The sequence below is a fragment of the Curtobacterium sp. Leaf183 genome, from assembly GCF_001424385.1.
GTDB lineage: Bacteria > Actinomycetota > Actinomycetes > Actinomycetales > Microbacteriaceae > Curtobacterium.
Window position 1 is genome coordinate 579,831 of the sequence record NZ_LMPO01000001.1, and the last position, 21,779, is coordinate 601,609.

A 21,779-nucleotide genomic window follows, 5' to 3' on the forward strand; every position below is an offset into this window, starting at 1 on the left:
CTCGGGGCCCGTGCGAGATCGACGGCCCCGTGCGAGGAAACACCCTCGCACGGGGCCGCGAACGGCGCACGGCCGACGAACCGAGCGCGGTGCCCAGGCGCGCTCGGGCCGACGAACCGAGCACGGTGCGCAGGTACGCACCGTGCGCAGCACGCCACGCCTCAGCACCGCAGCAGCACGCCTGAGTACCGTGGCGTTCCCGACGGCAGCGAAGGAGCCGCACATGACCGACACCACCACGCCCGACCCCGAGGGCACCGAGAAGCCCGGCGGCCTCGGCAAGGACGGCACCATCCCCGACCACCCGGAGGGCGTCGCAGCCGGGTTCACCGACGACGACTCGCACTTCAACCAGGAAGAGGACGAGGCCGGCGACTCCGAGTAGTCCACCTCGCGAACTGCAGCGGGGACCGGCGGACCACCGTCGGTCCCCGCTGTTGCGCCGTCGGTATACCAGCCCGTAGCATCGCCCTACCGCACCACCACACCACAGGGCCCGACTGCCACCCACGGTCCGCCCGCGGCGAGCGCTCCACCGTTGCAGCCTCCGTCGTCCGCTGCCGGCACACGCTCCACTGGACACGCTCGTGAACCCCTCCCCCTTCGGTCTGTACGACCCTGCCCGCGAATCCTCCGACTGCGGGGTCGGCTTCGTCACGCGCCTGGACGGCACCCCGAGCCACGACGTCATCGTCAAGGGCGACGAGGCGCTGTGCTCGATCCCGCACCGCGGTGGCAAGTCCGCCGAGGGCGTCGGCGACGGTGCGGGCGTGAGCATCGACCTGTCGGTGGAGTTCTTCAGCGCGATCACCGGCGTGGAACTGCGCGCCGGCCACTTCGGGGTCGCGAACTGCTTCGTCCCGAGCACCGCAGGACCCACCGGCGGCGCCGAGCGCGACGCAGCCGTGCACACCGTCACCGGAGCCGTCACCGACCAGGGCTTCGAGCTCCTGCTCGTCCGCGACGTCCCGGTGGACCACTCCGTCGCGCGCCCCGAGGCCGAGCAGTACCAGCTCCCGGTGGTGCAGTGGGTCTTCCGCGCGCCCGACGAGTGGTCCCGCACCGAGGTCGACGCCGCCGCGAACCGTGCCCTGCTCGCGATCGAGGCCGTCTCGTACGGACAGGCCGCCGCCGAGCACGCCGACCACGCCGCGCTGTACCCGCTGTCGCTCAGCGCCCGCACCCAGGTCCTCAAGGGACGACTGAACTCGGGCGAGGTGATCGGGTACTTCACCGACCTGCGTGACCCGCGGCACTCGATCCGGACGCTGTACTTCCACACGCGCTTCTCGACGAACACCGAGCCGCACCCGACGATGGCGCAGCCGTTCCGTCTGATGGCGCACAACGGCGAGCTCAACACCGACCGGAAGAACCGGCTGTCGGACGAGGCGCTCGCGCAGGCCCGCACCCGCAGCATCGTCCGCCCGCCCGGGCAGTCCGACTCCAGCCGCCTCGACCAGACCCTGCAGAGCCGTGTGTTCGACGACGGGCTCGAGATCGTCGAGGCCGTCGTGTCGCTCATGCCCCCGGCGTGGGAGAACGACCACACCCTGACGGACGACGTCCGCGCGATGCTCGAGTACTTCTCGCTGTACGAGGAGAAGAACGACGGTCCCGCCGCCGTGATCTTCAGCGACGGAGACGTGGTGGGCGCACGTCTCGACCGCCTCGGGCTGCGACCGCTGCGCACGGTGCAGACGTCCGAGTACCTGATGGTGTCGTCCGAGGCAGGCCAGGTCACGTTCCCGGACGACCAGGTCGTGCACCGCGGCCGCATCGAGGCCGGCGGCATGCTCGTCGTCGACCACCGCACGGGCACGCTCATGCGCACCGACGACGTGCTGGCGATGCTCGCCGCCCGCCGTGACTACGGCACGCTGCTCGACGCCGCGCGCGTGCACCTGGACGACCTGCCCGCGCCGGACTACGACCGCACCACGAACACGCTCGGCTACGACGGCGACCTGTCGTTGCAGGGCCGCTACGTGGCCTACTCGCTGAACCAGGAGAGCTTCCGGTTCATGCTCGACCCGATGCTGCAGAACGGCTCGGAGCGGATCTCGGCGATGGGCTACGGCAACGCCATCAACGCGCTCAGCGACACCGAGGGCGGCATGGCGAAGTACTTCTCGCAGCGATTCGCCCAGGTGACGAACCCGCCGCTCGACTCCATCCGCGAGGCTGACGGCATGAGCATGCGGGTCGCCCTCGGCGCCAAGCCGGACGGCACGGGGTCCACCACCCGCCAGCTCGTCGTCGACTCCCCGATCCTCGGACACCTCGACATGGTCCGGCTGCGCGACCAGACGATCGTGCCGCTCGAGCGCTTCGACATGCTCTACGTGCCGGTGCTCGGCGACGAGCAGGCCAACGCCGACGCGGTGCGGGCCGCCGTGACCGCGCTCAGCGACGCCGTCGAGCGCTTCGCCCGGACGACCGGCGGCATCGCGGTGCTGTCCGACCGCGAGGTCTCGTCCACGCACGCGGCGCTGCCGGTGATCCTGGCCGTCGCCGCGGTCAACCAGCGCCTGATCGAGACCGGACTGCGCCTGCGGGTGTCGGTCGTCGCCGAGAGCGGTCAGCTGCCGTCCTCGCACCACGTCGCGACGGCGCTCGGCTTCGGTGCCGCTGCCGTGTACAGCCTGTCCGCGCGGCTGCGCGCCGAGGAGCAGTACCCGGCCGCTGCCGCACCGGCGGGCGAGCTGACCGAGACCGACGCGGCACTCAAGCGCTTCCGCAAGGCGGCGGAGAAGGCCCTCGCGAAGACGATGGGCCGCGTCGGCCTGTGCACCGCCGAGAGCTACATCGGCGGCGAGTTCTTCGAGCCGAACTACCTGGACACCCGCGACGACCTGTTCGCCCGGGTCTTCCCGCACATGGACGCCCCGGTCGGCGGCGTCGGCTTCGCCCGCATCGCGCAGGCGGCGACGGACTGGCACGAGCGCGCCCGGTCGGTGCAGGGCGATGCCCAGGTCCCGCTCCTCGGCCTGTTCAAGGAGCGGTCGGACGGCGCCGGGCACTCGTTCGGCGTCGCGAGCGTGCGCGGCTTCGGCGGCATGACCGAGGAGCGACCGACCTTCGAGCGCTCGGGCGACTCCGACGCGCTCCGGCTCCTGACGCTCGGCCAGCTCGACGACGCCTTCGGCATCACCGACGCGGCCTACCGCAACACCGGCTACGACCGCCTCAGCGAGTCCGAGATCGACGACTTCCGCATCACGCCCGGCTACCGGACGTTCCTGCAGACCACGCACGAGGAGCGCTCCCGCCGCCCCTCGGCGCTGCGCGACGTCCTGGCGCTGCCCGCGGACGTGACCGGGATCGACACGGCGGAGGACTTCGCCCGCGAGCTCGGCCGGTTCTCGCTGACCGGCAACAGCAGCGTCACGGTGCGCGGTCTGCTCGGTTCACGAGTGGGTGACGGCGGCCAGCTGGGAGGCCCGGTGCGGTTCCGTCTGCGGCTCACGTCCACGGGGTCGCTGGGGAGCGAGCGCCACACGGCACTCGCGGCCGGCCTCGCCCTGCTCTTCCCCGGCCAGGTCGACCTCGACGACGCCGACGACACCCAGGTGACCCTCCGCGCCACCGGCCACGCCGTCGCGCTCCTGGCGCTGCTCGAGAGCGCGCCCGCGAGCGTCGAGCTCGACGACGTCCAGCCCGCGCACGAGATCACCCGCACCCTGGCGTCCGGCGCGATGAGCCACGGCGCGCTCGTCGCCACCGCGCACGAGGCGGTGGCGCACGGCACGAACATGGTCGGCGGCATGTCGAACAGCGGCGAGGGCGGCGAGCACCACTCCCGCTACGGCACGATCCGCGGCTCGCGCATCAAGCAGTTCGCCTCCGGTCGGTTCGGGATCTGGGCCGGCTACCTCGCCGACCCGATGCTGCAGGAGCTCGAGATCAAGATCGGCCAGGGGGCGAAGCCCGGCGAGGGCGGCCAGCTGCCCGCGCCGAAGGTCACGGTCGACATCGCCGCCGCCCGCGGTGGCACGCCCGGCGTCGAGCTCATCTCGCCGCCGCCGCACCACGACACGTACTCGATCGAGGACCTGGCGCAGCTCATCCACGACTGCAAGGCCGCCCGCGTCCGGGTGATCGTGAAGCTGGTGTCCTCGGAGGGCATCGGCACGATCGCCGTCGGTGTCGCGAAGGCCGGCGCGGACGTCATCAACGTCGCGGGGAACACCGGCGGCACGGGCGCTGCGGCCGTCACGAGCCTGAAGTACGCGGGCCGCTCGGCGGAGATCGGCGTGGCTGAGGTGCACCAGGCCCTCGTCGCGAACGGGCTCCGTCAGAAGGTCACGCTCCGCTGCTCGGGCGCCCACCAGACCGGCAGCGACGTCGTCACGAGCGCGCTGCTCGGCGGCGACTCGTTCGAGTTCGGCACGACCGCGCTGATGATGCTCGGTTGCGTGATGGCGAAGAACTGCAACGTGAAGTGCCCGGCGGGCCTGACCACCAACGCCGAGGCGTTCGAAGGCGACCCCCGCGCGCTCGCGCAGTACCTGCTGAACATCGCGCACGACGTGCGGCAGATCCTCGCGCGCCTGGGCCTGCGCTCCCTGCGCGAGGCCCGTGGCCGCACCGACCTGCTCCAGCTGCTCGACCACCCGGCGAGCGTCGGACGGCTCGACGTCCGGAACCTGCTCGCGCAGGTGCCCGAGAAGGTCGTCACCGACCCGGAGTACCTCGAGAAGGACTTCCGCACCGACGACGCCCTGATCGAGCAGGTCCGCGCGGCACTCCTGACGCGGCACGAGCACAGCGTGACGATCGACGGGGTGCACCTCGGCAACGCGGACAAGTCCGTCGGCGGCCAGTTCGGCATCGACGTCGAGCGGATCCTGAACCACGAGCTCCGCGACGCGTCGTTCGACGAGGTGCCCGCCGTCACGACCGACGACCGCGGCCGCCGACGTCTGGTCGACGGCGCGGTGACGATCCGCACCACCGGTTCGGCCGGTCAGTCCTACGGCGTCTTCACCAACGACGGCGTGACCCTCGAGCACACGGGGACCGCGAACGACGGCGTCGGCAAGAGCCAGAGCGGCGGCCGCATCGTCGTCCGCGCGCCCGGGGGCGGCAGCACCGAGCGCGGCGGGAACGTCCTGGTCGGCAACTTCGCGCTGTTCGGCGCGACCGGTGGCCGGACCTTCGTCGAGGGCGAGGCGGGCGACCGCTTCGCCGTCCGGAACTCGGGTGCGACGGCCGTCGTCGAGGGCATCGGGGACTTCGGCTGCGAGTACATGACCGGCGGCGCGGTGTTCAACCTCGGCGGCTACGGCAAGGGCCTCGGCAACGGCATGTCCGGCGGCTTCCTGTACCAGTACGACCCGTCCGACCGCGTGGCCGAGCGGGCGAGCACCGACTCGCTCCTGGTGTTCCCGGTCACCGACACGACCCGGGGCGCCTTCCACGAGGACGCCGCGCGCCTGCTGCTGGAGTGGCACCTCGAGGCCACCGGCTCCGAGCTCGCGGCCCGCCTGCTCGCAGACTGGGACACCACCCGCACGCACGTGTTCGTCGGCATGCCCCGTGCACTCCTGCTCACCCAGGACGCCGAGGCGATCCTCGCCGCCGCGACCCGGAACGAGCTGCTCGACGAGCTCGCCACCTCGACCGCGACCGACAAGCTCCGCGCGTTCAAGGTCGACTACCGCGACCGTCGCACGGTCCTCGACGGCCGGGCTCCGGCGCTCGGGGACCAGGGCGACGACATGTTCTCCCTCCTGTCCTCGTACACGGTGCTCGGCGTCGCGCAGGACCTCGCGCTCCAGAGGGTCCCCGGCGCGACGAGCGCGAACGACCCCCGCGTGGCCGAGGCCGTGAAGAACCTCGTGCTCACCGAGGACTTCTTCGTGAAGCAGCGCGTCGTCAAGTACCTGCGCGGCACGCTCGAGCGGTTCACCGACGACGACCTCGCGACCCTCATCGCGATCAAGCGCCTCGACGACTACAAGCGTGCGCTCACGCAGCGGAACACCCGCAGCATGGACGCGCCCGGGACGACCGGCTGGATCATGCACCAGAACGCCAAGAACGCCGGCCGCGTCCGTGCGGCCCGCTTCGACGAGCTGCTCGCGACCGCGGCGCTCGAGGACATCGCCGGCCGTGCACCGCAGGCGCCCGTCGAGGCGGTGACCGCGTGAGCGTCCTGCCCCCCACCGGCTCGCTGATCCCGGTCGACGCTCCGTTCTCGGCCGCCCAGGAGTCCTGGCTCGCCGGGTTCATCGCGGGCATCGCCGCCGCGGGCAGGAAGTCCGCCCCGCCGGCACCGACGACCACCGTCGACGTGCTGTTCGGCACCCAGACGGGCAACGCGGAGTCCCTCGCGGACCAGCTCGTCGCCGGTGCAGCGGCCCGCGGGCTCGGCGGGCGGGCCACCGCGCTCGACGACGTCTCCCCCGAGCAGCTCGCCGGGATGTCGCACGTGCTCGTCGTCACCTCGACGTACGGCGAGGGCGAGATGCCCGACAACGCCGGCCTGTTCTGGGACGCAGTCCAGGCCAGCACCGTGCCGCGCCTCGAGGGCCTGCAGTACGCCGTGCTCGGGCTCGGCGACACGAGCTACGACGAGTTCTGCCAGGCCGGCAAGCTCATCGACACCCGCTTCGAGCAGCTCGGCGCGACCCGCCTGCACGACCGCGTGGACTGTGACGTCGACTTCGAGGACCCCGCGGCGCTCTGGACGGCCGCCGTCCTCGACCGCGTCGCCGCGGAGACCGGAGCGCAGCCCGGTGTGCAGCCGGGCGCGGCCCCGGGCGGTGGAGCCGGCGCGACGACCTCCGCAGCCGACGTGACGGGCGCGAGCCGGGCCTCCCGGCCGGGTTCCCAGTGGACCAAGCGGAACCCGTACCCGGCACGGCTGGTGGCGAACCGGCTGCTCTCCGACCCGCGCAGCGCGAAGGAGATCCGGCACTACGAGTTCGACCTCGGCGACAGCGGCATCACCTACGCGGCCGGCGACGCCCTGGCGGTCGTGCCGCGGAACGACGACGTGCTCGTCGGCGACCTGCTCGCCCACCTCGGCGCGACGGGCGCCGAGGTGTTCGACGGCCGGACCGTGCGGGACCTGCTGCGCACCGACCGCGAGGTCAGGACGCCGTCGAAGGACCTCATCGCCGACCTGGTGCAGCGCGAGCCGTCGAGCGAGCTGGCGGCCGTCGTCGCGCACGGCGACAAGCACGAGCTGGACCGCTGGCTGTGGGGTCGGGACGTCCTCGACCTGCTGCGTGACGCCGGCCCGAACGCCCCGGGGCTCGACGACCTGCTGCCGTTCCTCCGTCCGCTGCAGGCGCGGCAGTACTCGATCTCGTCGAGCCCGCTCGCACACCCCGGTCGGGTCCACCTGACCGTCGCGTCAGTCCGGTACGGCGACGTCAACCGACGGCACTCCGGTGTGGCCTCCACGCACCTGGCGGACCGGGTCGCGGTCGGCGACGAGGTCGGCGTGTACCTGCAGCCGAACGCGGCGTTCAGCGTCCCCGCCGACGACGACGCGCCGCTGGTCATGGTCGGACCCGGCACCGGCATCGCGCCGTTCCGCGGGTTCCTGCACGAGCGCGCTGCACGTGGCGCGACGGGACGCAACTGGCTGTTCTTCGGCGACCAGCACCGCGACACCGACTTCGTCTACCGGGACGAGCTGACCGATCTGCAGGACTCCGGGGTGCTCACCCGGCTCGACCTGGCCTTCTCGCGCGACCAGGCCGAGAAGGTCTACGTGCAGACGCGGATGCGCGAGCACTCGGCGGAGCTCTACCGGTGGCTCGAGGACGGCGCGACCTTCGCCGTGTGCGGCGACGCGTCGCGGATGGCGAAGGACGTCGAGACCGCACTGCTCGCGGTGATCGCCGAGCAGCGTGGCCGGGGTGACGACGACGCGGCCGAGTACCTGGCAGACCTGCGCCGGGCCAAGCGGTACGTGCGCGACGTCTACTGACCACGGGGTGGTGGCGGTGGGTGGTCGCCGCCCCACCGTGCGGAACCCGAATCCTCTGGTGGGGCGGCGACCTGACCACTCGAGTCCGTGGGAATCCCCTGATCCGGGATTCCCGTGTCCGCGCGGCGCCCTGAGCCGGGAACGGAGCCGTACTTGGAGTGGTCCTCACGAATGTACGCGAAGTGCGGCCGTGATGGAAACCCGTTGACTGGGAATCCATGGTGGTGCTAAGCGTTCGGCTCGTTGGTGTTGCCGGGTGCAACGGCGCGTGACCACGGCGAGTCCTCGCCCACGCTCGTGTCCGACGGCTCCGCGGTGAGGACCAGCCCGGCGCCGGAGGACGCCGAGGCGTAGAGCGCCTCGAGCCAGGAACGGTTGATCGACGGCGTCCGGCTGCCGGCGAACTTGAAGTGCAGGCTGACGTCGGGGTGCAGCCAGATGGTCGAGCGGCCGTCGCCGTGCAGCGCGTCGTCCTTCCACGAGAACACGAACCGGTGGTCGCGGCGCAGCATGTTCACGATCACGATCTGCAGGTGCGTGAGGGCACGGTCGTCGATGTGCAGGTCGAGCGGTTGTCCGGCGTAGATGAGCTGACCCATGGGTCTGTCTACTCCCTCGCGCGCCGCGCGGGCGGTGCCGAGGGCGGCGGGACCGACGGCACCGCGGGGCGGCGAGCCGGACGGGAGGCCCGGGCTCGGGTCCGCCCCGTCCGTCAGGCCTGGTGCGTGGTCGCCTCGTAGTGCCGCGCGCCCCCGAGCACACCCGCGAAGCGGAACGGCGCGTCGGTGACGCGCGCCCGCTCGGTGTCCTCGCTCGTCGCGGCGCCGGCGGCATGCAGCTCCCGGTACTCCGCGACGGTGAGCGGCACACGGGCGTCGAGCTCGGCACGCACCGCGCCCACCCGACGGTGGCGCTGGTGGTCCGGGCGGACGATCCCCGTCACGAGCTCCCCCACGCTGCCCGAGCCGTAGCTGAACATGCCGATGCGCTTGCCCGCCAGGTCGTCGTCGAGGTCGAGCACCGCCGCCAGCGCGATCCAGATCGACGCCGTGTACGTGTTGCCCATCTGCCGGTTGTAGGTGAAGCCGGTCCGCAGCTCGGACTCGTCGAACTCCACCCCGACGTGCTGGGTGAGCTTGCGGTGCGCCTTGACCGCCATCTTCGTGAACGGCTGGTGGTGCACGAACCGGTCGATCTCGGCGTAGGACGGTCCCCCGCGCGACGCGAGGTCGTCCCAGGCGCCGATGAAGGCGTCGACGTAGGCGGTGACCGACAGGCGCCCGTCGACGAGCGCCGTCGAGCGGTCGTTCGGCCGCCAGAAGTCGTCGACGTCGGCGGTGAACAGTCCGGCGGCGGGCTCGATCTCGATCAGGTCGGGGTCGGCGCTGACGAGCATGGCGACCGCGCCGGCGCCCTGTGTGGGTTCGGCGGCGGTGTCGACGTCGTAGCGGGCGACGTCGGCGGCGATGACGAGCACCCGCTCGCGGGGGTCGCGCGCGACGATCCCGAGGGCGAGCTGCAGCGCCGCGGTCCCGCCGTAGCAGGCCTGCTTGAGCTCGACGGTGCGCACGTTCGACGGCAGCCCGAGCAGTCCGTGCACGAACACCCCGGCGGCCTTGGACTGGTCGATGCCGGACTCGGTCGCGAACAGGACCGTGCGGATCCCCTCGACGCCGTGCCGGTCGACGACCTGCTTGGCCGCTGCGGCACCCATCGTGACGATGTCCTCGTCCGGGGCGGGCACGCTGAAGGCGTCCTGCCCGATGCCGACGTGGTACTTCGCGGGGTCCACCCCGAGCTGCACCGCCAGGTCGTCGAGCTCGAGCACGTGGTGCCCGGTCGTCACCGCGATGTCGTGGATGCCGATGGAGGTCATGCTGTGCCGTCCTTCTTCCCGCCACGCTCCATGGCGACGTGTGCCGCCATCAACTCGCCGGGGTTCGTCTGCGCGGCGAGCAGGGACAGCTCACCGCAGAGCACCGTCGCGGCGCAGAGTCCTGCGAGGCGACGGGCGTTCGCGCCGGGCTCCCGGTCTTCGCGGCAGCCGAGACGCGTCAGTGCGTCCTCGACGACGGGCAGGTCGTTGCCCTTGCCGTTGCCGACCGTGCCGACGATGAGGTGCGGGAGGGAGCACGAGAAGTACAGGTCGTCGCCACGGGCCTCGGCGAACGTGATGCCCTGGGAGCCCTCGACGATGTTCGCCGCGTCCTGCCCGGTGGCCAGGTAGAAGCCGAGCAGCATGTTCGCGTAGTGCGCGTTGGCGGAGCGCAGGGCACCGGCGATCGTCGACCCGACCAGGTTCTTCGCCGTGTTGAGGTCGACGATGCGCTGGGTCGAGGTCTTGAGGAACCGCTCGACGACCTGCCCGGGCAGGACGATCTCGGCGATCGTGGCCCGACCGCGCCCGCGGATGCCGTTCACCGCCGTGGCCTTCTTGTCCGAGCAGAAGTTGCCGGAGATCGACACGTACGACAGCTCCGGGTGCCAGCCGAGGATCGTCGGCAGCAGCGTGTCCGCGGCCTGCGTCACCATGTTGTGGCCCGAGGCGTCGCCCGTGGTGAACGCGAACCGCAGGAACAGCAGGTCCCCGACGATCTCCGGGTGCACCTCGATCAGCTTCGCGTAGCGGCTCTGCCCGACCACGACGGCCTCGAGCTCGTCCTGGCGGGCCAGGATGCGCCCGGCGGCGATGTGCGCTGCCGCTGCGCTGTCGGCACGGACGACGACCGAGCGGGTCATGCGCTCGTCGACGACCGTCGCGACGATGCCGCCCTCGACCATGCGGGAGATGCGGGCGCCCCGACCGACGGACGGCCACAGCGGCGACTCGTACGTCGCCAGGGGCACGGCGTGCTCGCCCTCGACGGCGTTGCCGCTGACCCGCAGCGGACCGACCCAGCGCGTCGGGATCGGCGTCTGCGTGATCGTCTTGTCGACGGTGCTCGGATTCGCTGTGTCACTCACTCGATGGGGCCTTCCGGGGGTTGGACGGCGACCGAGAGGTGCCGGATGTCGTGCGCCTCCCACTCGCGGAAGATCACGGCCGGGTCGAGGTCGGCCGGCACGAGCGCGATGCCGCAGTCGCCGCCGCCGGCACCGGACGGCTTGGCCGCCCCGCCGGAGCGCTCGACGACGTCGCACAGGGTGGTCAGTCGGTCGGTCTCGATGCGCGAGCCGACGGAGTCACCGAGCCGCTGCATGAGTCCGCGGGCGCGCCGGAGCGCGTCGAGCGTCTGCTCGGCGTCGCCGGTCCGGAGGCCCGTGGTCAGGTCGTCGACGCAGGCGCGGCTGTCGTCGAGGAACGTCGAGTACCCGCCGTTCCGGTGGCGCCGCACGGCGCCGACGAGCTGCGTGGTGGACGCTGGCGACCCGGTCCAGCCGACCAGCAGGCGCAGGTCCGTCGGCGCGGGGAGCCGCTCGACGTCGAACCCGGCCCACGCGTCGACGTCGTGCAGGATCGCCGAGACCGTGTTGCCCGTGAGCTGCTCGAGCAGGCGCTCGCGGTCCGGCGCGCTGTAGCGGAGCCAGCCGCCGAACGTGCTCGCCGCCAGGTCGCCACCGGACGCCCGCGGGTTGACCCGCACGGTCGCCAGCAGCGCGACCTGGAACCGCTGCCGTTGGGACAGCCCGAGCCCGTAGAACCGGTCGAGGGCGCCGACGGTCGCGACGGTCACGGCGGCCGACGACCCGAGACCGAACTTCCGGCCGCTGGCGTCGTCGAGCTGGCTCGAGATGCGCAGGTCGTGGAAGCGCGGGCCGATGCCCAGTTCGGCACGGAGCTTCTCGACCAGGTCGATCGTCGCCATGACGTAGTCGTAGGGGTGGTGCTCGCGGTCGAGCGCGAGGCCGTCCTCGCGGCGGGTCCACGTCAGCGGCAGGTGCCCGTACTCCTCGGAGTGCACGCTGCCGGACCCGTGGCCCTCGGCGACGCGGGCCGTGATGGCGCGGTCGAGGGCGATGAGCACCGACGGCTGGCCCGGCTCGACGACGGCGTACTCACCGGCGACGAACAACTTGCCGTGGGCGCGGAACTCGATCACTCGGTGGACTCCTTCTGGACGGGGTGCTGCTGCTTCCCCGTTCCTTCGGAGCCGACCAGGCGCGCGGCAGGCCCGGTGCCGGACTCGATGACGGTGCCCAGGTCGGCGAGCGCCGCGGCCACCGCGGCCCGGTCCTGCGGCTGCACGAGCACGACGACGTTCGGGCCGGCGTCGGCGGTGGCGTAGGCCTCGGTACCCGCGGCACGCAGCGCACCGACCGCGTCGAAGACCGCGACGCTGCGGGCGGTGAGGTAGCGGATCGGGGGGAAGGAGCCCTCGATCGTGGCGTGCATGCGCAGGGCGTTGCTCTCGGTGAGCTCGCCGATCCGGGTGAAGTCGCCGGTGGCGCACGCAGTCAGCATGTCGCCGACCGTCTCGGTGGTCGAGGTGACCCAGGCGGGGTAGAACGGCGAGGTCGCGATGGTGCGGCGCATGGCCTCGCGGGACCCGATCGCCTTCGGGCCGTCGTCGATCGTCACCACGACCATGGCCATCGGGGGCGCCGGGATCGTCTCGGCGTACGAGCCCTGGTCGTCGCCGGCGTGCCAGACCGACACCCCGCCGGGGATCGACCGCGTCGCCGATCCGGAACCGCGCCGCGCGAGCCGGGACAGGTCGCGCTCGGACAGGTCGAGCCCGTAGGCCGCCGCCGCCGCGGTCGCCAGGGCGGCGAAGCCCGAGGCGCTCGACGCCAGGCCGGCACCGGTCGGAACCGTGTTGGTCGACTCGACCGACGCACGGGCGTCGCTCCCCGCCAGCTGCCGGACCAGGTCGAGGAACCGCTCGACGCGTGTCAGGGCTCCGTCGGCGACGACGCGACCGTTCAGGACGAACGCGTCCCGGGCCTCCTGGCGGTCGACGAGCGTGACGGACGTCGTCGTCGGGAAGACGTCGAGGCCCATCGAGACGCTGCCCGTCGCGGGGAGCGCGAGGTCGGCGTCCGCCTTGCCCCAGTACTTGACGAGGGCGATGTTGGGGTGCGCGACGGCGGTGGCGGTCATCAGGCGCGGTCTCCGATCCGAGTGGTCCAGGTGGCGGCGGCACCGGCGTCGCGCAGTGCTGCCGCGATGCGGTCCGCGTGCTCGCCGTCCGTGGCGAGTGCGAGCAGACATCCGCCGCGCCCGCCGCCGGTGAGCTTGGCGCCGAGGGCGTCCGCTCGCCTGGCGGCTGCGACCAGGCGGTCGAGGTCGTCGCTCGACACGTCGAGCGTCGCGAGCAGCCCGTGTGCGGCGTCCATCGTGGCACCGAGCGCCTGGGCGTCGCCGTCCACGAGTGTCCCCCGCGCCCGACGGGCGAGGTCTCCGAGGCGGGCGAGGAGGGCGTCGACCGCACGGGGATCGCGGTCGTGGGCCTCGCGCACGGCGGTGACTGCCTGGCGGGTGTGACCGGGGACGCCGGTGTCCGCGACGACGAAGACGAACTCCCCGGACAGCTCGACGGGCTCGACGTGGCCGCCCTCGAACCAGACCGGCACGTCGGCGACGACCCCGCGGGCGTCGAGCCCGGACGGGCGCCCGTGGGCGACGCGCTCGCACTCCTGGATGAGCTCGTGGTGGGTCTCGGCGTCGAGCGTGACCCCGAAGACGTCGGCGACGGCGGCGGTCACGGCGGCGGCGACCGCGGCACTCGACCCCATGCCCCGAGCGGTCGGGACGTCGCTGTCGACCCGGACGTGCACGTGCTGGTCCTCGGCGCCGAGCCACCGCAGCGTCGCGGTCACCGCGGTGACGGTGGGCATCACCGCGGCGGGGGCGAGGTCGAGCGGGCCCGTGTGCACCGTGGAGGTGAGGCCGTGGCCCGTCGCCCGGGGCGTCGGGGTGACCGTCGCGGTGACCCGGACGTCGTTGACCGGCAGCACGAGTGCGGGTTCGCCGTACACCACGGCGTGCTCGCCGATCAGGATCGTCTTGCCGTGGGACGACGACGATCCGACTCGGGGGGTCGCTGTTCGTGCTTCGGCTGGGTGGTTGCTGGTCATCAGTGGTCCGACCAGCCTAACCGCACGGCTGCGGACCTGCTCAGCACCGTGCGCAGGCCGACTCCTAGGCTTGCGGGATGGTCGACTCCACCACGGGCACCCACGACGTCGACGGCGTGCCCGTCTGGTTCCGCCGCCGCCCGGCGACCGTGCCCGATGCCCCGCGCGTCGTGCTGCTGCACGGCGGTGTCTCGGACAGCCGGGTGTTCGACGGCATGCTCGCGGCACTGCCCGACACGCTCGAGCTCTGGACGTACGACCGCCGCGGGCACGGGCGGACACGGGACACGGACGAGCCCTTCGGCTTCGCCGCGATGGTCGACGAGGGCGTCGCGGTCATCACCGAGCGGATCGGCGGTCCGGTGCACCTGGTGGGCCACAGCGACGGGGCGGACCTGGCGCTCCTGCTGGCGATCGAGCACCCGGCGCTCGTCGCGACGGTGACGTCGTTCTCGGGCAACCTCGACCCGTCCGGGTACGAGGCGGGGTCCGTGAGCGTCGACGAGCTGGACGCGGCCGTCGGCGACCACTGGGCACGGGTGGCGCCGCACGAGCGCGGGTACTTCCGCACGGTGGCCGCGAAGACGATCCGGCTCTGGCTGACGGAGCCGCAGATGACCACGGCGGACCTGGGTCGGATCACGGCGCCGGTGCTCGTCGCCGCCGGCGAGCGCGACGTCATCCGGCCCGAGCACACCGGTGCGATCCACCGGGGGATCCCCGGTTCCCGGCTGGCGATCGTGCCCGGGGTCGGCCACATGCTCGTCGAGGACGAGGCCGCCGTCTGCGCGGGACTGATCGAGGAGACGATCGCCCGAGCGTCCAGCTGACCGCCGATCGCGCGCGGGGTCATCGGTGGTCGCGCACCCAGGTTGTGCACAACTCGGTTGCGTGCAATGCTTTGTCCATGCCGGTGACCGACGAGATGGTGTGCTTCTCCCTCTACGCGGCGACCCGGGCCACGACCCAGGCGTACCGCACGATGCTCGAACCCTGGGGGCTGACCTACCCGCAGTACCTGGTCCTCGTGACCCTGTGGGTCGAGGGCGACCAGACCGTCTCCAGCCTCGGCGACCACCTGCAGCTCGACTCCGGCACCCTGTCGCCGCTGCTCCGCCGCATGGAGCAGGCCGACCTGGTGCACCGCGAGCGCCGCAGCACCGACGAGCGTGTCGTCACCGTGACCACCGGCGAGCGGGGCCGGTCCCTGCGCGCCGAGCTCGCCGACATCCCGGGTCGCATCGCCGCCGGTACGGGCCTCCCCGACGCCGACGCGGCAGCCGAGCTCATCCGTACCCTGCAGCGCCTCACCGAGACGATGCACGCCGCCGCTGCGCCCACCCCGGCGCCGGCGGGCCACTGACCCCACGAAGGAAAGGAACCTCCGCATGGACGTCCTCTACACCGCAGAAGCCCTGTCCACCGGCGAGGGCCGGAACGGCCACGTCGCCACCAGCGACGGTCGCGTCGACCTCGACATGGCGATCCCGAAGGACATGGGCGGCTCCGGCAACGGTGCCAACCCCGAGCAGCTCTTCGCCGCCGGCTACGCCGCGTGCTTCCACTCCGCACTGCAGGGCGTCGCCCGCGCGCAGAAGGTCAAGGTCACCGACTCGTCCGTGGGCGGTCGCGTGCAGATCGGCCCGAACGGCCAGGGCGGCTTCCAGCTCGCCGTCATGCTCGAGGTCGTCATCCCCGGCATGGAGCACGACCAGGCCCAGGCCCTCGCGGACGCCGCCCACCAGGTGTGCCCGTACTCGAACGCGACGCGCGGCAACATCGACGTCACGATCACCGTCTCGGAGGACTAGTCCATGAGCACCCCCACCACCATGCGCGCCGTCGTCCACCCCGAGTTCGGCGAGCCCGCCGACGTCCTGACCGTCGAGCAGCGCCCGGTCCCCACACCGGGCCCCGGGCAGGTGCTCGTCCGCACGGTACTGTCCCCCATCCACAACCACGACCTGTGGACCATCCGCGGCACCTACGGCTTCAGGCCGGAGCTGCCCGCCGCCAGCGGCACCGAGGCGCTCGGCGTCGTCGAGGCCCTCGGCGACGGTGTCGACCGCCTGCAGGTCGGCCAGCGCGTCGCCGGCGGCACGTTCGGCGTCTGGGCCGAGTACTACGTCGCCGATGCCGCCGGTCTCGTGCCGGTCCCCGACGCGATGCCCGACGAGTCCGCCGCGCAGCTCGTGTCGATGCCGTTCAGCGCCATCAGCCTGCTGCACTCGCTCGACCTGCACGAGGGCGACTGGATCATCCAGAACGCCGCGAACGGCGCCGTCGGCCGCATGGTCGCGCAGCTCGGCAAGGCCCGCGGCATCAACGTCGTCGGTCTCGTCCGCCGCGCCGAGGGCGTCGAGGAACTCCGCGCCCAGGGCATCGAGCGCATCGTCGCCACCGACGCACCCGACTGGCAGGACCAGGTCACCGCGATCACCGGTGGCGCGCCGATCACCGCGGGCGTCGAGTCCGTCGGTGGCAAGGCGGCCGGCGACATCGCCTCGGTCCTGGGCGAGGACGCCACGCTCGTCGTGTTCGGCGCGATGGCGTCCCCCACGCTCGAGATCCCGTCCGGCAAGGTCATCTTCGGCCAGCTGACGGTCAAGGGCTTCTGGGGCGCCGTCGTCAGCCGGACGATGTCCGCCGACCTCAAGGGCCAGCTGTTCGGTGAGCTCATCTCGCGCGTGCTCGACGGGTCGCTGACGCTCCCCGTGTCGGAGACCTTCGTCTTCGAGGACGCCCGCGCCGCAGCTCGCGCCAGCGACACCGCCGGACGCGTCGGCAAGGTGCTCCTGCGCCCGTAGCGCGACCAGTGCACAGGACGGGAGGCCCGTGGCGGATCCGCCACGGGCCTCCCGTCTCCGTCGTGGACGGCACCAGGGCACGCAGTGCGTCGGCCGGGCCGAGCCAACCGACCGGTCGGCCGGACCCGTCGACGACGGGGAGGCCGCTGGTCTCGGTGGCACCCACCACCTCGGGGACGACGTCCTCCAGCAACGCACTCGACCATGCAACCGACACGACCAGCGTCGTCAGCCGCCGAACGCCGAGATCTCCTCGGGCAGGGGCTCGTTCATCGCACGCCGCAGCGCCGCCATCCCCGCGACGGCCGCCGGGCGCTCGTCGGCCGGCACGCGTCCGAGCACGGCCGCGAGCTCCTGCCGTCGCCGTGCGGTGACCTCGTCGACCAGGACGCGTCCGCGGTCGGTGGCCGCGATGAGGACCTCGCGACGGCTCTCCTCGCTCGGCCGGCGCTCGACCCAGCCGCCTGACACGAGCCGGTCGACGTTGCGGGTGAGCGTCGAGGGTCCGACGGCCAGGCGCTCGGCCAGGTCACCCGACCGCGTCGGGCCCAGGGTCACGACCAGGACGATGAGCCGGAACTGCGGGACCGTGACGTCCTCGAGCGCGGGGGCGAGCGACCGGGCGACGACACCGAGCAGGCCCCGCGATGCGGCGAGCAGCTCGTCGGTCCCCTCGGGGGCGGAGTCAGTCATGCCTCCATCCTGTCTGACGGACAGCAGGCCCGGTGCCAGCTGGCACCGGGCCTCCCGTTCGTCACCAGGTCGCGAGGCGACCCACGGTCACCGCCGTCAGGCGCGACGACCGTGCTTGTCGACCGTGAAGATGTTGCCGGTGGTGACGCCCTCTTCCACCTGCTCCAGCGTGCGGCCGCGGCTCTCCGGGACGAACTTCCAGATGAAGAACAGGGCGAGCAGCCCGACGATGCCGAAGCCGAAGAACGTCCCGGTGATGCCGGTCGCAGCGACGATCGTCGGGAAGTACAGCCCCAGGAAGGCATTCGCGATCCACAGGCAGAACACCGCGATGCCCATGCCGAGCGCACGGATCTGCGTCGGGAAGATCTCGGAGAGCACCACCCAGACGGCGATGTTGAGGAAGGTCTGCATCGACCCGACGAACGCGACGACCAGGAACAGGATCACCCACGGACGGGCCGGGTTGCCGTCGGGCAGCGCGACCGACGCGATGCCGATCAGGAAGTGGCAGATCGTCGTGAGCGTGAACCCGATGATGAGCGTCGTCCGGCGGTTGATCCGCTCCATGTTGGCGAGGGCGATGACGCCACCGACGACCGCGATCACGCCGGGTGCGATGTTGGCGATGAGTGCCGCCGACGCCTGGAAGCCGGACTCGATCAGGACGGTCTGGCCGTAGTACATGATCGAGTTGATGCCCGTGAGCTGCTGCGCCACACCCAGGCCCGCACCGATGAGCACGATCCGGATGAGCCACTTGTTGCCGAGCAGGACGCGCCAGCCGCTCTCGCGCTGGACGTTCGCCTCGAAGGCGTTGGTGCGCTTGATGTCGTCGAGCTCGGCGACCGCACGCTCGTCCGTCCGGATCTGGCGCAGGACTTCGAGCGCCTCGTCATTGCGGCCCTTCGACGCCAGCCAGCGCGGCGACTCCGGCACCCGGAGCATGCCGACGAACAGGGCGATGGCGGGAAGCGCGCACACGGCGAGCATGATCCGCCAGACGCCGTTGCCCTCGCCCCACAGGTTGCCGATGGCGGCGTTGACGAGGAAGGCGGCGAGCTGACCGATGACGATCATCAGCTCGTTGCGACCGGACAGCGACCCGCGGATCTCGTACGGCGCGAGTTCGGCCAGGAAGACGGGGACCACCGTCGAGGCACCGCCCACCGCCAGCCCGAGCAGCACGCGACCGACGACGATCACGCCGAACGTCGGCGAGAAGACGCAGATGAGCGTGCCGAGGAAGAAGGTCACGGCGAGCGCGATGATCGTCTTGCGGCGGCCCCACCCGTCGGCGATGCGGCCACCGAGCATGGCTCCGATCGCCGCGCCGAAGAGCAGCGAGCTCGTGACGATGCCCTCGGTCAGGTTCGTCAGCCCGAGTTCCTGCTTCATCGGCAGGAGGGCGCCGTTGATCACGCCCGTGTCGTAGCCGAACAGGAGCCCGCCGAACGTGGCGACGAGGGCGAGCACGCCGAGACGGCGGCGGTGGGGTCCGGTCCCGACCGGGGGGAGCGTCGTGCTCGGCGATGCCGGCTTGATGTCGACCATGCGGTGACTCCTTCGTCGTCGTTCTCGCGTCGGTGCGTGCTGCCGATGGTAGTCCGGAACTTTGTCCTGTCAACCGGTCATTCTCACGTCAGATGCGATGGACCGGTCCAAGAAAGCCCCGATCAGCGCGGGAGCGCTCCATCGTGCTGCGTTGGGACGCTCGGGAGCTCGGGAGTGGTCGGTCTACTCCGGCTGTCCGGGCTGGTCACCGAGGACGTCACCGAGGCGCGTCATGTCGGCACCGTGGTCGGTGTACCGACGGACCGTCCGGCGCGCGGCCGTGCTGGCGGCGCCGCTGAGGTTGCGGTTGCGCCGTGCCGCGTCGGCGACCCGGCCCGCGTGGCTGGCGGTCGAGAGCACGACGTTCGCCAGGGCCCGACCGGCGCCGGGGTCGGGGACGCCCGCCACGGACCACGCGGCCCGGACCTGCTCGTCCGGGGTGACCCCCCGCTTGGTGCCCATCCGGTGCCAGTCGGACGCCATCGCGCCCTCGGTGCGGTCGGCCGCGCGTGCTGCTTCGTCGACGCGGCTGTGGTCCTGCGGAGCGGACGCGGCGGCGTCGGCGCGGTCGCGGGCAGCGGTGTCGTCACCGCCGGCAGCGGCGATGCGGGCGGCGTGGGCGGCCGCGGCGGCAGCGAGGATCTCGGACCTGTCCATGCACCGACGGTACCGCCGACTGCCGACGTGGGCGGTGTGCTCGTCGTGCGTGCACGTCGCCGCGGGCCTGCGGGGCCGCGGGGCCGCCGAGACGCCGCGTGCCTGCCGAGACGCCGTCCTGCAGCGCGGCGTCTCGGCAGCGCGGCAGCGTCTCGGCAGCACGGCGGCGTCGTAGGGACACCACGGCGTCTCGCCGGGTCAGCGTGCGGCGGCCGGCTCGACCCCGAGGTGGGCGGCGAGCACGTCCTCGACGCTCGTCCACGTGTGCGGCCCGTACCGGTCGTCGTCGACGTGGTGCAGCTCGGCCTCACCGCTGAACATGCTCACGAAGTACTGCATCCCCTGCCACGCGGGGAAGGGCTCGTCCGTCGGCTTCGACAGGCGCCGGCCGACCCGGGCCATCGCGGAGAGCGTCCCAGCGGTCCCCGCCCACTGCAGCCGGAAGGGCGTCCCCGTCAGCCGGGACATCAGGTCCGCGAGGCTGCGCAAGGTGACCCGGTCCCCCGCGACCTCGACGACCCTGGGGGCATCGGCATCGAGGGCGACCTGCGCCGTCACCCACGCCACGTCGTCCTTCGTCGTGAAGTCGAGCACCTGGTCCGCCGACGACCAGAACAGCACGCGTCGGCGGTCGAACAGGACCAGCGGTGCCTGCCCGGTCAGCATGTCCGCGAAGGCACCGTTGAGCACCGACGTCGCACGCACCGGTGCCGCGTCGAGGTCCGCCGCGAACTCCCGGCGCAGCTCGAAGTTGCGGTTCGTCCCCGGCGTGACCGACCGGTAGTCCGCGGCGTAGTCGGACGGGATGAACCGCTGGACCCCCGCGGCGACCGCGGCCGCGAGCAGGGCCCGCTGCGCGTCGACGATCACCGAACGCGTGCCGCTGATCGCCGAGACGACGACGTCGACGCCCTGCATCGCCCGGCCGAGGGCTGCGGGGTCGTCGTAGGCGGCGGTCACGGTCTCGACGCCGTCGACGGCGGTGCCGCTCCCCCGGCTGAGCGCGCGGACGTGCACGTCGTCGTGGTCGAGCAAGGCGTGGACGATGCGGCTCCCGAGGTCACCGGTGGCGCCGGCGACGAGGACGGTGGTGGTCATGTCCTCGACAGTACGGGCGACGGGGCCGACCGGTCTCAGCGCGCCGCGGCCAGGCGGCGCAGGCCCTCGTCGATCGACACGGACGGCTGCCACCCGAGGTCGGCACGTGTCCGGCGCTGGTCGAACCAGTGCGACGTCGACAGCTGCTCGGCGAGGAACCGTGTCATCGGGGGCTCGTCGACGCCCGGGCGCACGCGCCACACGGCCTCGACGAGCGAACCCGCGGCGCGGGCGACCGCGGCCGGGACGTGCAACCGTGGCGACGGGACACCAGACGCCCGACAGATGCCGTCGAGCAGGTCGCCGACGGGACGCGGTTCGCCGTTGGTGACGACGTACGCCTGCCCGTGCACCCGGTCGTCGGCGGCCCGGTCGAGCGCGGCGACCATGGCTGAGGCGGCGTTGTCGACGTAGCAGGAGTCGATCAGGGCGGCGCCGGAGTCGAGCAGGGGCAGCCGACCGCGACGGGCCCGGTCGACGATCCGCCCGATCAGCTGCGTGTCGCCAGGGCCCCAGACCAGGTGCGGCCGGACCGCGACGACCGCGAACCCCGGCGCGTCGGCAGCCAGCGCCAGCAGCTCGGCCTCGGCCTTGGTGCGGGCGTAGTCCCCGCGGGCGTGTGTCGGGTCGGCAGGCGTGGCCGCTGCTCCCGCGATCGAGGACCCGGTGTGGGCGACCGACGGCGACGAGACGAACACGAACCGCGACGCACCCGCCGACCGCGCCGCGGCGAGCAGCGTCCGTGTGCCGTCGACGTTCACGCGCCGGAAGTCCGCCGGGTCCCCCGCGAGCGAGACCTTCGCGGCCAGGTGCACGACGGCGTCGACCCCGTCGACCGCGCGGACCACGGCACCGGCGTCGGTCATGGTGCCGAGCACGTCGGTGACCCCGGGGACGCCGGAGGGCCGTCGCTGGAAGGTCCGGACCTCGTGCCCGGCGTCCCGCACGGCGGCCGCGACGGCCCGCCCGAGGAACCCGCTGGCGCCCGTGACGAGCACCCGCAG

Annotated in this window: 19 protein-coding genes; 8 read left to right on the forward strand and 11 right to left on the reverse strand. The window is 72.5% G+C overall.

The window, feature by feature from the left end:
• Positions 1 to 223: 223 nt before the first annotated feature.
• From ASG04_RS17685 to ASG04_RS02720, 3 genes are all read left to right on the forward strand, one after another.
• Positions 224 to 385: a hypothetical protein gene (locus tag ASG04_RS17685; protein WP_181436929.1), complete on the forward strand. Its 162-nt coding sequence runs from the start codon at positions 224 to 226 to the stop codon at positions 383 to 385.
• Between the two features lie 202 nt (positions 386 to 587).
• On the forward strand, positions 588 to 6,155 hold the full coding sequence (locus tag ASG04_RS02715; RefSeq protein WP_156463485.1) for a glutamate synthase-related protein: 5,568 nt from the start codon (positions 588 to 590) through the stop codon (positions 6,153 to 6,155).
• Entirely contained in the window at positions 6,152 to 7,948 is a 1,797-nt protein-coding gene (locus ASG04_RS02720) for a sulfite reductase subunit alpha (RefSeq protein ID WP_082517745.1), read from the forward strand. Before ASG04_RS02715 ends, ASG04_RS02720 begins: the two co-directional genes overlap by 4 nt.
• A gap of 227 nt (positions 7,949 to 8,175) precedes the next feature.
• Here ASG04_RS02720 and ASG04_RS02725 read toward each other — a convergent pair whose 3' ends face one another.
• From ASG04_RS02725 to mvk, 6 genes are all read right to left on the reverse strand, one after another.
• The gene (locus ASG04_RS02725; RefSeq protein WP_056119803.1) at positions 8,176 to 8,547 is read right to left on the reverse strand and encodes a hypothetical protein; all 372 of its coding nucleotides are present in this window, start codon (positions 8,545 to 8,547) and stop codon (positions 8,176 to 8,178) included.
• Between the two features lie 113 nt (positions 8,548 to 8,660).
• Positions 8,661 to 9,824: a hydroxymethylglutaryl-CoA synthase gene (locus ASG04_RS02730; RefSeq protein ID WP_056119806.1), complete on the reverse strand. Its 1,164-nt coding sequence runs from the start codon at positions 9,822 to 9,824 to the stop codon at positions 8,661 to 8,663.
• Positions 9,821 to 10,912: a hydroxymethylglutaryl-CoA reductase gene (locus ASG04_RS02735; RefSeq protein ID WP_082517746.1), complete on the reverse strand. Its 1,092-nt coding sequence runs from the start codon at positions 10,910 to 10,912 to the stop codon at positions 9,821 to 9,823. The genes ASG04_RS02730 and ASG04_RS02735 overlap by 4 nt, the downstream gene beginning before the upstream one ends.
• Positions 10,909 to 11,988 carry a phosphomevalonate kinase gene (locus tag ASG04_RS02740; RefSeq protein ID WP_056119809.1) on the reverse strand — a complete coding sequence of 360 codons (1,080 nt, stop codon included), beginning with the start codon at positions 11,986 to 11,988 and terminating at the stop codon, positions 10,909 to 10,911. The genes ASG04_RS02735 and ASG04_RS02740 overlap by 4 nt, the downstream gene beginning before the upstream one ends.
• The gene (gene mvaD / locus ASG04_RS02745; protein WP_056119812.1) at positions 11,985 to 12,989 is read right to left on the reverse strand and encodes a diphosphomevalonate decarboxylase; all 1,005 of its coding nucleotides are present in this window, start codon (positions 12,987 to 12,989) and stop codon (positions 11,985 to 11,987) included. The genes ASG04_RS02740 and mvaD overlap by 4 nt, the downstream gene beginning before the upstream one ends.
• Positions 12,989 to 13,966, reverse strand: a complete 978-nt coding sequence (mvk, locus tag ASG04_RS02750) for a mevalonate kinase (protein WP_056119815.1) — start codon at positions 13,964 to 13,966, stop codon at positions 12,989 to 12,991. The genes mvaD and mvk overlap by 1 nt, the downstream gene beginning before the upstream one ends.
• A gap of 77 nt (positions 13,967 to 14,043) precedes the next feature.
• Here mvk and ASG04_RS02755 point away from each other — a divergent pair, with 77 nt between their 5' ends.
• The 4 genes from ASG04_RS02755 (at position 14,044) to ASG04_RS02770 (ending at position 16,773) form a co-directional block, all read left to right on the forward strand.
• Positions 14,044 to 14,796, forward strand: coding sequence for an alpha/beta fold hydrolase (locus ASG04_RS02755; protein ID WP_056119817.1), 753 nt, complete (start codon positions 14,044 to 14,046; stop codon positions 14,794 to 14,796).
• A gap of 77 nt (positions 14,797 to 14,873) precedes the next feature.
• Positions 14,874 to 15,329 carry a MarR family winged helix-turn-helix transcriptional regulator gene (locus ASG04_RS02760; protein ID WP_200938380.1) on the forward strand — a complete coding sequence of 152 codons (456 nt, stop codon included), beginning with the start codon at positions 14,874 to 14,876 and terminating at the stop codon, positions 15,327 to 15,329.
• A 25-nt stretch (positions 15,330 to 15,354) separates the two neighbouring features.
• Positions 15,355 to 15,777, forward strand: a complete 423-nt coding sequence (locus tag ASG04_RS02765; protein WP_056119820.1) for an organic hydroperoxide resistance protein — start codon at positions 15,355 to 15,357, stop codon at positions 15,775 to 15,777.
• 21 nt (positions 15,778 to 15,798) lie between these two features.
• Positions 15,799 to 16,773, forward strand: a complete 975-nt coding sequence (locus tag ASG04_RS02770; RefSeq protein ID WP_056120273.1) for a zinc-binding dehydrogenase — start codon at positions 15,799 to 15,801, stop codon at positions 16,771 to 16,773.
• Positions 16,774 to 17,001: 228 nt separating this feature from the next.
• On the opposite strand, the gene ASG04_RS02775 is transcribed toward ASG04_RS02770, so the two are convergent.
• The 3 genes from ASG04_RS02775 to ASG04_RS02785 all read right to left on the reverse strand — a co-directional run bounded on the left by ASG04_RS02775 (position 17,002) and on the right by ASG04_RS02785 (position 19,677).
• Positions 17,002 to 17,466, reverse strand: coding sequence for a MarR family winged helix-turn-helix transcriptional regulator (locus ASG04_RS02775; RefSeq protein WP_056119823.1), 465 nt, complete (start codon positions 17,464 to 17,466; stop codon positions 17,002 to 17,004).
• A 96-nt stretch (positions 17,467 to 17,562) separates the two neighbouring features.
• Positions 17,563 to 19,020: a sugar porter family MFS transporter gene (locus tag ASG04_RS02780; protein WP_056119826.1), complete on the reverse strand. Its 1,458-nt coding sequence runs from the start codon at positions 19,018 to 19,020 to the stop codon at positions 17,563 to 17,565.
• A gap of 183 nt (positions 19,021 to 19,203) precedes the next feature.
• Complete coding sequence (locus ASG04_RS02785; protein ID WP_056119829.1) at positions 19,204 to 19,677, reverse strand: hypothetical protein; 474 nt, start codon at positions 19,675 to 19,677, stop codon at positions 19,204 to 19,206.
• On the opposite strand from ASG04_RS02785, the gene ASG04_RS17760 reads away from it, so the two are divergent.
• Positions 19,676 to 19,852 (forward strand): hypothetical protein, encoded by a 177-nt coding sequence (locus ASG04_RS17760; protein ID WP_235515409.1) that lies wholly within the window; start codon positions 19,676 to 19,678, stop codon positions 19,850 to 19,852. The genes ASG04_RS02785 and ASG04_RS17760 overlap by 2 nt on opposite strands.
• Positions 19,853 to 19,875: 23 nt before the next feature.
• On the opposite strand, the gene ASG04_RS02790 is transcribed toward ASG04_RS17760, so the two are convergent.
• On the reverse strand, positions 19,876 to 20,775 hold the full coding sequence (locus tag ASG04_RS02790) for an NmrA family NAD(P)-binding protein (protein ID WP_056119832.1): 900 nt from the start codon (positions 20,773 to 20,775) through the stop codon (positions 19,876 to 19,878).
• A 35-nt stretch (positions 20,776 to 20,810) separates the two neighbouring features.
• Positions 20,811 to 21,779, reverse strand: a complete 969-nt coding sequence (locus tag ASG04_RS02795) for an NAD-dependent epimerase/dehydratase family protein (protein WP_056120277.1) — start codon at positions 21,777 to 21,779, stop codon at positions 20,811 to 20,813.